This is a genomic window from Mycobacterium sp. SMC-11, assembly GCF_046250095.1.
GTDB classification, from domain to species: domain Bacteria; phylum Actinomycetota; class Actinomycetes; order Mycobacteriales; family Mycobacteriaceae; genus Mycobacterium; species Mycobacterium heraklionense_A.
The window spans coordinates 262,914-276,015 of sequence record NZ_CP176430.1 but is presented as its reverse complement, the minus strand read 5'-3'; the positions used below and the strand labels follow the sequence as shown (position 1 = coordinate 276,015).

Below are 13,102 nucleotides of genomic sequence, written 5' to 3'. Positions count from 1 at the left end.
CTACCCTTCGCCTCGCAGGTAGCTTTGCCGACCGTAGGACGTGAATTCGGCGTCCAGTGCCCGCTTGTCGTCGTCGGTCATGCGGGTGTACTCGGGGGTACCCCGCCCGACCCAGCGGTATACCGGTTCGTCGGTGTGCCAGCGCTTCGCCTGCAGTTCGCGTTTGAGTACCTTGTTCGAACCGGTGACCGGCAGACCGGCCGAGATCCGCAGAAATCGCGGGAAGCCCTTGCGACCCAAGTCAGGCTGGGCGGCCAGATACCCGGCGAAGGCCGCCGCGTCGAAGCTGTCGGGGTGGGCAACCTCGATGGCGCCCATCACTTGGTCGCCGGAGCGAGGGTCGGGCACCGCGTAGACACCGGCACTGATGACCAGGGGATGCCGGCGCAGCACCTGTTCGATGGTCAGCGCGGAAGTGTTCTCGCCGTCGACCCGGATCCAGTCGCCGCGGCGGCCGGCGAAGTACAGGAAGCCGGCCTCGTCGCGATAGCCGAGATCGCCGGTCCAGTACCAGCCGTCGCGGATCTTTTCCGAATCCGCGGCGTCGTTCTTGTAATAGCCCTCGAAGTCGCGGGCTCCGGTCCTGTCGACGATCTCACCGACGGCGTCGTCGGCGTTGGACACCCGGCCGTGTTCGTCGAGGATCGCCGTGGCGCATTCGGCACGGGTCTGCGGGTCGACGATCGCGATGCCCGCGTGCGCCGGACGGCCTAGCGCGCCTGGCGGGGCCGCCGGGTCGGGTATGGCCGCGTTGCCGCCCTCGCTGGAGCCGTAGCCCTCATGCAGGACGGCACCGAACCGGCGGAGGAACTCCGCTTGATCCTGCGGCGAGGCCTCGGTTCCGAAACCGCGGACCAGTGCGTTATCGGCGTCGTCGGGCTGTTCGGCGGTGGCCAGCAGGTAGCCGAGCGCCTTGCCCACATAGGTGAAGTAGGTTGCGCCGAAGTAGCGCACGTCGGGCAGGAACTGCGATGCCGAGAACTTGGGTGTCAGACAGATAGTGGCTCCGTTGGCCAGCGCGGGTGCCCACAGCGCCATGATGGCGTTGCCGTGAAACAGCGGCATGCAGCAGTAGTCGACGTCGGTGCGCACATGCCCGAATTTGGTGGTGGCCATTTCGGCGATCCGGACCAGCCGGCCCTGGCTGCACTTGACCGCTTTGGAGGCACCGGTGGTGCCCGAGGTGAACAACAGCAGCAACAACGATTCCGGCCCCACGCCCGTGGCGGCGGCCGGCTCCACTCGGTGTTCCTCGACCAGTGCGGCGTAGCCGGGGGTGTCGACCACTAGGAAGCGCTCGGGGTCCAGCCCGTGGTCCAGGCCGCGCAGCCGGGCCATCCCGGCGGCGTCGGTGACGATCAGCTGGCAGTCCGCGTGGCGGATCTCTGCGGCCATCTCGGCATCGCCTCGGGTGGGGTTGATCCCGACGATGACCCCGCCACCCAGCGCGCCGGCGCCGAGCCAGAACACGAAATCTGGGACGTTGTCCAGCAGTACGCCGATGTGAAACGGCCCGTCCCGACGCAACGACGAGGCCAGCGCGGCGCGCGCAGCGGACTCGCGCACCACGTCGTCCCAGGTCCAATCCCGTTGCCGGGTGCGCAATCCCAGATGCCGGTCGCCGAGGCGGTCTAGCAGCATCCCCGCGATATCGGTACTCATTCAGGCAGGCGCGTGAACGAGATCGATGTACTGCTGCGGGAGGTCTTCACGAGCCACCGGGGTTACGCTGCGTACGCCGGCGAAGTAGGAGTCCTCACCGACGATCTTGCCGTCGGCGTCGAGCGGCCACAGCAGCACCTGCCGGTACACCACCAAATAGTCCGCGTCGGGATCCTCGACCTCCACTCCGAGAATGGCGGTGGCCAAGGCGCCCGGGTACAGCTGCTTCATGTCGCCCTCGGTCACCACACAGTCGTCGTCGACTACCAGTCGGTCGATGGCGAACTCCAGCACGTTGGTGCGGGTCGCCATGAAGTTCGTGTAGTAGGTGTGCACGCCCTCGGTGGTCTTGGGGCCGACATCCTGACCGCCCATCCAGAAGTGGTAGTCCGGCTCGGCGCTCAGCGTCCCCATCACCTGGTCGAGGTCGGGCGACGCCTCGCCCTTCATGTGCTCGATCACCACTTCCAGGGCGGCCCGGTGCCGCTCGTTGGTGGTTTCGGCCAACCGCTTCTCCAAGGGGGCCCAGGTCCGGCTGGGGTCGATGACGGCCACGATTCTCGCTCCTTCTTTCCGGTGGTGATCATCATCACTGCAACCGCCGACGCCGGTCATCCGCCATACGTCTGACGAATTATGGATTCTTCCCGACGCTTGTCGGTCCGGTGCCGGTGAGCTCGGCCGATGACAGTGCGATCCGGCGCACGAAGAGCACCAGGGTGGCGGTGAACCGATCGATCGGGTCGGCCAGATCCCAGCCCATCGCGGTCTCGACGTGGGCGATGCGCGCCGCCACCGTGCTGTGGTGCAGGTGCAGCTGGGTGGCGGTTCGGCGCAGCGAACCGAGCACGCAGAATGCCTCGGTGGTGTCGACGTCGTGCGCCCCGGCGGGTTTCGCCGCGATTGCGTTGATCCGCGCCACATCGTGGTGCCGCAGCACCTGCTCGCGCGGCAGGTCGGCCAGCAGTTCCAGGACACTCAGCCGTTCGTAGGCGACCGCTCGCCGTCCGTAGTGGGTGGACGACGCGAATCGCAGTCCCCGCTGCGCCTGCTGCCAGGAGGCGGCGGCCCCGAACACGGTGGCCTTGGCGCCGATCCCGACCCACGGCCCGCGCCCCACCTGCGCCGGCAACGGTGGGGGAAAGGCCGCGATGATCGCCGCATCGAGCCGGTCCGACAAGGTCCGGGCGTCTTCGGAGCTGTAACACAGCAGCGCCGTGTCGGCGCCGATCGTGACCGAGCGGACCGGTTGGTCGCCCAGTTCGCGCACGACGACGCGCAACGCCTCGGCAGGTGACCCCGCCGACACCGCCAGCACCCGGACCTCACGGGTCTCATCGAGACCCAACAGCCGGATCGCGCGGGCCCGCTCCGCGGGTAATTCGTTGTCGGACAACACCAGTTCCAACAGCGCGGGGTCACCCAGCTGGACGGTCGCACCGGCCCGCGATGCCGCCATTCGTAGCGCGTGGCGCACTCGGTCGATCAGTACCTCGTCGAGCGGAAGGACTGCGCGGCCGGCGCGCTCCAACCGGACCTCCGGCTCGGTTGCCGAGGTCCACCGCACATCCACGGGGCATTCGGCAATCGCTTCGGCGGACAAGATCACCGCCTCGGCATCGGCCGATGACTCCAGGAGCGCATCGAAGTGGGCGACCAGCTGCAAGACGGCGGCCGGGTCAGTGCCCAGCTCCGACAGCCGAATCGGGGTGACGCTCACCAGCGCAGGCTACCTGCATCGGCATGCCGGAGATCGGCTTACGACGAGGGCGCCGAGCCGATGAACGCGACTGCGGCGCGCACCGCCTGGGGGTTACGCATGATGCGGTAGTGGGCCAGGCGCCCAAGGCCGTTCGTCGCGGTCACGCTTGCCCCCGGCCACGCGGCTGCCAGGTCCTCGCTGGCGGCAAAGGGACTGTCTGGGTCGTCCGGATCGTGCACGATCAGCAGCGGAGGCGGATCTTCCAGGCGTGACGCCAAATGTGAGAGGTCTGCGTGCAGCAGCGGGAACCCCAGCCGGCGGTCAAGGCGGCGGTGCAACGCGTCGCGGATACGCGGCCCGAAACCGTGCCGCTGGGCGAACCAGTCCAGGTAGTGGGCGAAGCCGCCCATCGGCGCCAAGAAGACCAACCGCTCGGCAGGTGTCCCCCACGACATTGCCAGTGCGGTGGCCTTCGCCCCGAGCGAGTGCGCGATTATCGCCCGCGCGGGTCCGTGGGCGTCCACCATCGCCTGCACCGCTCGCCCGCATTCGGCAATCGTGGTGCGTCCCGGTGCCAGCTCGCCCGGGCCGGATTCATGGTGGCTCGGCAGATCAAAGGCGACGACACGATGCCCGGCCGCAACCAGGGGTTTGACGAAGACGCCCAGGTGCGCTCGACATCCGCCCCAGCCGTGCACGAGGTACACCGTCGGTCCCTCGCCCCATGATTCGCCCACGATGCGATGGCCTGACCAAGAGGCTTCCACGGCCTCGCCCACGCCCGTACCGGGTGGCATGCGCGTCGACTTCGCCTCCGGCGGCGTACACCACAACTCGATCGCCCAGCGCGCGCCCAGTCGTGGCGCCAACCACTCCAGAACACCAAAGGCCCTGCGGACCGAGCGTGAGACGTCGGGCTCCAGCCCGGACCCTTGCGTTGCGTGCACGGCATCGACATCGGTCACAAATGCAGGTCCTCTCGGGCACCAACGGCACTGCGCCTCGTTGGCCACCGATCACCTTAGAACCTGCCAGGGGTGGCGCCCTTCGGCTGACCGGCGCACCGAGCTAATTGATCGTGAAGCCGCCGTCGACCGCGATGGTCTGTCCCGTGACGTAGCCACCGGCATCCGAGGCGAGCCACAGCACCGAGGCTGCGAGATCCTCCGGGTCTCCCATTCGCCCCAGCACGATCCGGTGCGCGACGCTGTCCAGGTAGCCGGGGCGGTACTGATCGGTCATCTCCGAGGCGAAGAACCCGGGCGCGATCGCGTTGACCCGAATGCCTTTTCGGCTCCCCCACTGCTGAGCCAGGTCCCGCGTCAGACCGATCAGGCCGGCCTTGCTGGCCGCGTAGGCCGCCTGCGGCAGCCCGGCCGTGGTCAGGCCCAAGACGCTGGAGATGTTGACGATCGACGAACCCGGCTGCATCACCCGTCCGCAGGCCTGCGCCGCCCAGTAGGCCCCGTTGAGGTTGATGTCGATGACCTCCCGGAACTGCTCCGGAGTCTCCCGGGTGGCGGGGTGCGCCGTGCCGATGCCCGCGTTGTTGATCAGCACGTCGACCCGGCCGAACCGCTCCATCGCGGCCTCCACCATAGCGGTAGCCGCAGCCGGGTCGGCGACATCGGTCGCCACCGGAAGAGCTGCGCGTCCGGCAGCGGTGACGAGTTCGGCCGCCTCTGCGAGCTTCTCCACCCGCCGCGCTGCCAGCACGACGTCCGCGCCGGCCTCGGCGAAGGCCCGGGCGAAATACACGCCGAGGCCCGAGGACGCCCCGGTCACCACCGCGACCTTGCCGTCCATGCGGAACTTGTCCAGTACGCTCACCCGACTCACCTTTCTCGACATTCTCCGCTTATTTCAATGCATTTCGCGCCGCAGCGATGAATTCCGGCGCAGCCTGTGCCGCCTCACCGGCATTCTGCACGTCTTTCGCGCCATGCTGGGCTCGGTGGGTGATCCCTTCGGCGATCACCCCGATCTTGAAGTTCGCCAGCGCCAGGTAGAAGTTCCAGTCGCTCAGGTCCCGGCCGGACAGCCGCGCGTACTCCTCGGCGAGGGCGTCGGCCGAGGGCAGGCGTGCACTGGTCCACGCGGCGGGGTGGCCGAACACCAGGTCGAACGCCGGTGACCGGTAGACGCACATCAGGGCGATGTCGGTGAGCGGGTCGCCGAGGGTGGAAAGCTCCCAGTCCACCACCGCCCGGATGACGTCCGCCCGCTCCGGATCGCAGATGGTGTTGTCGATGCGGAAGTCGCCGTGCACCACCGAGGGTTGCGGTGTCTGCGGGATCGCGTCCGCCAGTGCTGCGGCCAGCTTCGTGACATCGTCGGACAGCGCGGCATCGTTGCCGGGCGTTTTGACCAGTTCCCACTGCCGAGCCCACAGACGCACCTGCCGCTCCAGGAAACCGTCTGGCCTGCCGAAGGTTTCGAGCCCGACGGCGCGGTAGTCGACCGCGTGCAGATCCACCAGAATCCGCACCAGCGCCGAGGCGTTGGCCGCCAGTTCGGCGTCGGACAGGGTGTCCAGATCGTCCTTGTGGCGGTAGACCCGACCGGTCACGAATTCCGTCACGGTCAACGGCGCACCGCACACGGTGCCGTCGGCGTCGAGAGCCACGGGCCGCGCGATCGGAACACCGGTGCCGTAAAGCTTGTCGGTGACGGCGAATTCCCGGCCCACATCGTGAGCAGACGGGGTCAGGCCGCCGAGCGGAGGCCGGCGCACGACCCAGGCCGACGATTCGTCGCTGACCTTGAAGGTGAGGTTGGACCGGCCACCGGCGATCAATTCGACGGTGAGTTCTCCTTGAACCGAAACGTCGTTGGCGACGAGGTATCGCCGCAGGGCAACCGGATCGAGGGCTTCGGCCGTCACTGCGCGGCGTCCTTGCGAGCGCGCCGGGCAGCCCCGACCCGCCGCTTGGCGATGGCCCAACGGTGCACCTCGGAGGGGCCGTCGTATACCCGGAACGGACGCACCTCGCGGGAAAGCCGCGCCGGGGGCAGGTCCTCGGTGACGCCGAGCGCACCGCACATCTGCACGCTGCGGTCGACGATCCGGAAGATCGCTTCGGCGGCGAAGGTCTTGGCGATCGAGGTCGCGTCGCCGGCGCTGGAGCCTTGATCGAGTTCCCAGCATGCGCGCACCAGCAGCGCTCGGGTGGCCGCGATGTCGATTTCGTTGTCGGCCACCATGTTCTGGATCATGCCGAGATCGCCGAGCGTCGAGCCGAAGGCCTGACGCTCGACAACATGCGACAGTGCGGTGTCGTGGCCGCGACGCGCGGCACCGAGCCATCGCATGACGTGTGTCATGCGCGCGGGCCCGAGACGCACCTGGGCGTATTCGAAGCCGCGGTCCACCTCGCCGAGCACCGCTTCCTCGGGAACCCGAACGTCGTCGAAGAACACCTCACAGTGGCCGCCCACCATGGATCGGTCCAGCGTCGGGATGTGTCGGCCGACGGTCAGCCCCGCAGTGTCGGCGGGGACCAGGAACATGGTGGCGCCGCCGCGCTGGCCGGGCTCCCCGGAGGTGCGGGCCATGACGATGAAGAATCCCGCGCCGTCAGCGCCGGTGATGTACCACTTGCGTCCGGTGATGTACCAGTCGCCCGAACGGCGTTGCGCCTTGGTCGTCAGCGCCGCGGGGTCCGAGCCCGCGCCAGGCCCCGGCTCGGTCATCGCGAACGCGGATCGCACGTCGCCAGCCGCCAGGGGCGCGAGGTAACGCGCCTTCTGTTCGGGGCTGGCCACCTCCGCCAGCAGGTGCACGTTGCCTTCATCGGGTGCGGCGATGTTCACCGCAGCCGGGCCGAACAGTGAATAGCCGGCGGCCTCGAAGACCGGCGCCCGGTCGGACATGTTCAAACCCAGCCCGCCGTATTCGACGGGAGCGTGCGGCGCAAACACCCCCGCATCGCGAGCAGCGGCTTGCAGTTCTTTCACCGCGGCGTCGCCGCCCGCGGCGGCGATGTCCCCGCCGAAGCGGTCCTCCACCGGCAGCACCACGTCCTCGATGAACGCTCGCGTCTTTTCGACGAGCGCCGACACTTCCGCCGAGTAGCTCAACTCGATCGCCATGACACCCCATCACCACTCTCGCAATGACCGACCGATCACTCGGCCCGAACACTACGGACTGTGACACAGGAGTCCATTTGCCGTCAAAATCGGCCATCGGTCGATGTCATTCCCTGCGGTATAGTTCAGAATTCCTGAACAAACCGGAGGTGGCCGTGGCGGGATCGCCGGAGTGCGGCACGGCGATCCGCGCCGCCCGACGGGCCAGAGGTCTGACCGTCCGCGACCTTGCGCAGTGCCTGCAGGTCAGCCCCGCCACAATCAGCGCCATCGAGAACGGCAAGACCGGGGTCTCGGTGTCACGCCTCCAGGCATGCGCCGGCGCGCTGGGCGTCACACCGGCCCAGATCCTGGCGGGCACCGTCTCCGCAGCGTCGGCCCGCCCCGCGCACCCACGCACCGATGTGGCCGGTTCCGTGCAGCGCGACTGGCGACGGTTTCCGCCGCTGGCCCTGGACAGTGTCTTGGCCGCTGCCATCGATGCGTTCGTCGACACCGGCTACCACGGCAGTTCCATGCGGGATGTCTCTGCGCGCGCGGGCATGAGCGTGCCCGGGATCTACCACCACTACCCCGACAAGCAAACCCTGCTGGTCGCGATACTCGACCTGACCATGAGCGAGCTGCACTGGCGAGTCACCGCGGCCCGCGCGGAGGCCACAACCGGCCTGCAGGAGGTGCGGCTGGTTGTTGAAGCCCTTGCCCTGTTCCACACGCACCGCCAGAAGCTGGCCTTCATCGGCGCCAGCGAGATGCGCAGCCTGACAGCGGCGAATCGGCAACGTATCGCCGACTCACGAAATCAACTGCAGCACACCCTCGACGCCGCCATCGACCGCGCCGCGCGCGAGTCGGACATCGACGTCGCTGATGTCCTCGACCGCCGCATCGCCGGACGCGCCATCACGACCATGTGCACGTCGCTGCCGCAATGGTTCAACGCCGACGGTCCTGCCACCCCCGAGGAGACCGCACGCACCTACGCCGACTTCGCGATCTCACTGCTCACCAAGCCGCGCAGTCCCGGACTGGCTTCCCCACCATCGGCAGCCGACGGCAGAATGTGACCCGTGGCGGGTACCTGGCAGTTCTGGATCGACCGGGGCGGCACGTTCACCGACATCGTGGCGCGCCATCCCGACGGGCGCCTACTCACCCACAAGCTCCTCTCGGAGAATCCCGAGCAGTACCGCGATGCGGCGGTGGCCGGAATCCGCGCCCTACTGCAGATCGAGGGCGGCGCACCGATTCCGGTCGGGCTGATCGAATCGGTGCGGATGGGCACGACGGTAGCCACCAACGCCCTGCTGGAGCGCGCCGGTGAGCGGACCCTGTTGGTCATCACGCGGGGTTTCGGCGACGCGCTGCGCATCGCCTATCAGAATCGGCCACACATCTTCGACCGGCAGATCGTGCTGCCCGAGCAACTCTACGAACGCACCGTCGAGATCGATGAACGCATGACCGCCGACGGGACCGTGCTACAGGCACCGGACCTGGAAGCCTTGGCCGCACAGCTACGGGCAGCCTATGCCGACGGTATCCGCGCATGCGCGGTGGTATGCCTGCACAGTTACCGAAATCCCGTGCATGAAAGGGTTATCGGTGAGCTGGCCCGCGAGATCGGCTTCACCCAGGTCTCGTTGTCGTGTGAGGTCAGTCCCCTGCCGAAACTGATCCCGCGTGGCGACACCGCGGTCGTCGACGCCTATCTGTCACCGGTACTGCGCCGCTATGTGGCCCAAGTGGCCGACCAGCTCACCGGCGTGCGGCTGATGTTCATGCAGTCCAATGGCGGGCTGGCGGCGGCAGATCATTTCCGGGGCAAGGACGCGATCCTGTCCGGTCCGGCCGGCGGAATCGTCGGCATGGTTCGGATGTCGGCGTTGGCCGGCTTCGACTCGGTGATCGGTTTCGACATGGGCGGAACCTCCACCGACGTCTCGCATTACACCGCCACCCACGGATACGAGCGGGTGTTCACCACCGAGGTCGCCGGGGTACGGCTGCGCGCACCGATGCTGCACATCCACACCGTCGCGGCCGGGGGCGGCTCGATCCTGCACTTCGACGGCAGCCGCTATCGGGTGGGCCCAGAGTCTGCCGGCGCCGACCCGGGACCGGCCTGCTACCGCCGCGGTGGACCGTTGACCGTTACCGACGCCAACGTCATGTTGGGGCGCATCCAACCAGCACATTTCCCCGCAGTGTTCGGACCGGCCGGCGACGAACCACTGGACGCAGCCACGGTCAGGCGCTCCTTCGCCGCTATGGCCGACGAAATCCGTTCCGCCACCGGCGATGACCGCAGCCCCGAGCAGGTCGCCGAAGGATTCCTGCGCATCGCCGTGGCCAACATGGCCAACGCGGTCAAGAAGATCTCGGTGGCCCGGGGACACGACATCACCCGCTACGCCTTGACCACCTTCGGTGGTGCCGGCGGACAGCACGCGTGCGCGGTCGCCGACGAGCTCGGCATCCGTACGGTGTTGGTGCCGCCGATGGCGGGCGTGCTCTCCGCGCTTGGAATCGGGTTGGCCGACACCACCGTGATCCGCGAGCGCGCCGTCGAGACCGAGCTGGACTCCACCACCCTCGCCGGATTGGACGAGGTCGCCGACGACCTGGAGCGCCAAGCTCGCGGCGAGCTCGCCGCCCAGCACATTTCGGCCGACCAAACCCACGCGATACGCCGAGTGCACCTGCGCTACCAGGGCACCGACACCTCGATCCCGGTCGAGCTCGGTGGCATCGCTGCGATGACGGCGGCATTCGAAGAGATCCACCGCAGCATGTACTCGTTCCTGATGGAGCGTGCGCTGATCGCCGAGGCGGTTTCGGTCGAGGCGACCGGGCTCACCGAGCAACCCGAGCTGTTCGTGCGAAGCGACGCCGACACATCCCGCCACCCCGTTGAAGGGGTGCGCCTGTACACCGGGGGCGCCTGGCATGACGCGCCGCTGCACCAGCGGGACGCAATCACCGACGTGGTGGTCGGGCCGGCCGTCATCGCCGAGGACAACGCCACCACCGTCGTCGACGACGGTTGGCAGGCCCAGCTCACCGCCGACGGTCAACTGGTGCTGCAACGGCTGACCACGACCGCGCCGGTTGCCGCCGGTACCGCGGCCGATCCGGTGTTGCTGGAGATCTTCAACAACCTCTTCATGGCCATCGCCGAGCAGATGGGAACCCGGCTGGAGGCGACGGCCCAGTCGGTGAATATCCGTGAGCGGCTGGACTTCTCCTGCGCATTGTTTGACGCCGACGGCAATCTGGTGGCCAATGCACCCCATATCCCGGTGCACCTGGGATCGATGGGCGCCACCGTCAAGGAGGTCATCGCCCGCCGGGCCGGCACGATGCGGCCCGGCCAGGTCTATGCGGTCAACGACCCGTATCACGGCGGCACGCACCTGCCCGACATCACCGTGGTCACTCCGGTGTACGCCGAATCCGCGGGCGAGGGCGATCCGGTGTTGTTCTTTGTGGCCTCGCGCGGTCACCACGCCGAGATCGGGGGCACCACACCCGGTTCCATGCCCGCGGACAGCCGGTCCGTGGTCGAGGAGGGCGTGCTCTTCGACAACTGGTTGCTGGTCGACAACGGCCACTTTCGCGAGACACCGACCCGCGACCTACTCACCGCGGCGACATACGCCTCGCGCAGTCCCGACACCAACCTCGCGGATCTGCGTGCGCAGGTCGCCGCCAACCAGAAGGGCATCGACGAGATCCGGTCGATGATCGCCCATTTCGGTCTGGATGTCGTGCAGGCCTATATGCGCCATGTCCAGGACAACGCCGAGGAGGCGGTGCGCCGGGTCATCGATTCCCTCGACGACGGCGAGTACCGCTATGAGATGGACTCCGGCGCGACGATCGCGGTGCGGGTTACCGTCGACCGCACGGCACGCGGTGCCACCATCGACTTCGCCGGGACATCGCCACAGTTGGCGACGAACTTCAACGCCCCGTCCTCGGTGGCCACCGCCGCGGTGCTCTATGTGTTCCGCACGCTGGTAGCCGACGACATCCCGATCAATGATGGCTGCCTGCGCCCGCTGAAGATCACGATCCCGGACGGCACCCTGCTGTCGCCGGCCTACCCGGCCGCGGTGGTCGCCGGCAACGTCGAGACCTCCCAGGCGATCACCGGTGCACTGCTGGCCGCACTGCGAGTGCAGGCCGAAGGCTCCGGGACGATGAACAATGTCACGTTCGGCAACTCCGGCCACCAGTACTACGAGACGCTCGGCTGTGGGTCGGGCGCAGGCGAAGGTTTCGACGGCGCGTCGGTGGTGCAGACCCACATGACCAACTCGCGGCTCACCGACCCCGAGGTACTGGAGATGCGTTTCCCGGTGTTGTTGCGCGAGTACACGATCCGGCACGGCAGCGGCGGGTCCGGACGCTGGCACGGCGGCGACGGCGGTGTGCGCAGGATCGAGTTCCGCGAGCCGATGACCGTCAGTGTGCTGACCGGACACCGGCGAGTTCCGCCCTACGGTATGGCCGGTGGCCACACCGGCGGCTTGGGACGTAACCGGGTGGAACGCGCGGACGGCTCGGTGACCGAGTTGGCCGGCTGCGATTCCACCGACCTCGGGCCCGGCGACGTGCTGGTGATCGAGACGCCCGGTGGCGGCGGGTATGGCGAGCCCGCCTGAGGGCGGGTTAATCTCACGCCATGCGAGACCAGTGGAGCCGGCGCGGTTTCTTCGGCCTCTGCGGGGCGGCCGGTGCCACCGCGCTGCTGGCGTCCTGCTCGTCGGAGGAGCACCCCCACGACGGCGCACCCGGGCCGGTCACCATCGCCCACATCTTCGGCGAGACCACTGTCCCGGAGCCACCCAGCCGGGTGGTGTGTGCCGGCTATACCGGTCAGGACGACCTGCTGGCACTCGGTGTCGTCCCGATCGCGGTGACGAACTGGTTCGGCGATCAGCCGTTCGCGGTGTGGCCCTGGGCGCAGCGACAGCTCGGGGATGCCAAACCGGTGGTGCTGGACCTGGACAACGGGATCGCGGTCGCACAGATCGCCGGCCTCAAGCCGGATCTGATCATCGCGACAAATGCCGGGGTGGATGCCGACACCTATCAGAAACTGTCGGCGATCGCGCCGACCGTGCCGCAGTCGGGGGGTGACGCCTTCTTCGAGCCCTGGAAGGTTCAGGCCGCCGCCATCGGCAAAGCGGTACATCGCGGTCAGCAGATGCAGTCGCTGATCGACGGGGTCGACAGCGCGTTCACCGACATCGCCGCCGCACGCCCCGGCTTCAAGGGCAAGAAGGTGCTGCTGCTGGCCGGCCGACTGGACCAGGGCAATGTCAGCGCCGCCACCGGCTGGCGAACCGCGTTTTTGACCCAGATGGGGTTGACCGTTGCCGAGGCGCCCACGGTGATCGAGCATGAGCGGATCGGATCCACGCTCGGCGGCGCGGATGTGCTGATCTGGACCACCGAGAGCGACGACGAGCGCACCGCGCTGCTGGCCGATCCGGACATCGCCGGGCTCGAATCACGCAGCATCTTCACCACCAAGGAACAGGCCGGCGCGATCGCCTTCGCCTCCCCGCTGAGCTACCCGCTGGTGGCCGGCCAGCTACCCGCGCTGATCGCCAAGATCACTGGTTAGGGCCAACT

At 68.1% G+C, this 13,102-nt stretch carries 10 protein-coding genes; 3 read left to right on the top strand and 7 right to left on the bottom strand.

Going from position 1 to position 13,102, the window contains the following annotated elements:
• From ACKY0X_RS01300 to ACKY0X_RS01270, 7 genes are all read right to left on the bottom strand, one after another.
• Positions 1 to 1,662: an AMP-binding protein gene (locus tag ACKY0X_RS01300; protein ID WP_409427990.1), complete on the bottom strand. Its 1,662-nt coding sequence runs from the start codon at positions 1,660 to 1,662 to the stop codon at positions 1 to 3.
• On the bottom strand, positions 1,663 to 2,217 hold the full coding sequence (locus tag ACKY0X_RS01295) for a hypothetical protein (protein WP_065041814.1): 555 nt from the start codon (positions 2,215 to 2,217) through the stop codon (positions 1,663 to 1,665).
• 79 nt (positions 2,218 to 2,296) lie between these two features.
• Positions 2,297 to 3,382, bottom strand: a complete 1,086-nt coding sequence (locus tag ACKY0X_RS01290; RefSeq protein ID WP_409427989.1) for a PucR family transcriptional regulator — start codon at positions 3,380 to 3,382, stop codon at positions 2,297 to 2,299.
• Between the two features lie 38 nt (positions 3,383 to 3,420).
• Positions 3,421 to 4,329: an alpha/beta fold hydrolase gene (locus ACKY0X_RS01285; protein WP_409427988.1), complete on the bottom strand. Its 909-nt coding sequence runs from the start codon at positions 4,327 to 4,329 to the stop codon at positions 3,421 to 3,423.
• A 103-nt stretch (positions 4,330 to 4,432) separates the two neighbouring features.
• The gene (locus ACKY0X_RS01280; RefSeq protein ID WP_409427987.1) at positions 4,433 to 5,194 is read right to left on the bottom strand and encodes an SDR family NAD(P)-dependent oxidoreductase; all 762 of its coding nucleotides are present in this window, start codon (positions 5,192 to 5,194) and stop codon (positions 4,433 to 4,435) included.
• A gap of 28 nt (positions 5,195 to 5,222) precedes the next feature.
• Positions 5,223 to 6,248, bottom strand: a complete 1,026-nt coding sequence (locus tag ACKY0X_RS01275; protein ID WP_409427986.1) for a phosphotransferase family protein — start codon at positions 6,246 to 6,248, stop codon at positions 5,223 to 5,225.
• The gene (locus ACKY0X_RS01270) at positions 6,245 to 7,456 is read right to left on the bottom strand and encodes an acyl-CoA dehydrogenase family protein (RefSeq protein WP_409427985.1); all 1,212 of its coding nucleotides are present in this window, start codon (positions 7,454 to 7,456) and stop codon (positions 6,245 to 6,247) included. Before ACKY0X_RS01270 ends, ACKY0X_RS01275 begins: the two co-directional genes overlap by 4 nt.
• Before the next feature lie 155 nt (positions 7,457 to 7,611).
• Between ACKY0X_RS01270 and ACKY0X_RS01265 the strand changes: the two genes are divergently transcribed.
• From ACKY0X_RS01265 to ACKY0X_RS01255, 3 genes are read left to right on the top strand one after another with little or no spacing between them, the layout of a single operon-like run.
• Positions 7,612 to 8,523, top strand: a complete 912-nt coding sequence (locus ACKY0X_RS01265; protein WP_409427984.1) for a TetR family transcriptional regulator — start codon at positions 7,612 to 7,614, stop codon at positions 8,521 to 8,523.
• A gap of 3 nt (positions 8,524 to 8,526) precedes the next feature.
• On the top strand, positions 8,527 to 12,126 hold the full coding sequence (locus ACKY0X_RS01260) for a hydantoinase B/oxoprolinase family protein (protein WP_409427983.1): 3,600 nt from the start codon (positions 8,527 to 8,529) through the stop codon (positions 12,124 to 12,126).
• 20 nt (positions 12,127 to 12,146) lie between these two features.
• Positions 12,147 to 13,094 carry an ABC transporter substrate-binding protein gene (locus ACKY0X_RS01255; RefSeq protein ID WP_409427982.1) on the top strand — a complete coding sequence of 316 codons (948 nt, stop codon included), beginning with the start codon at positions 12,147 to 12,149 and terminating at the stop codon, positions 13,092 to 13,094.
• Positions 13,095 to 13,102: the final 8 nt, after the last annotated feature.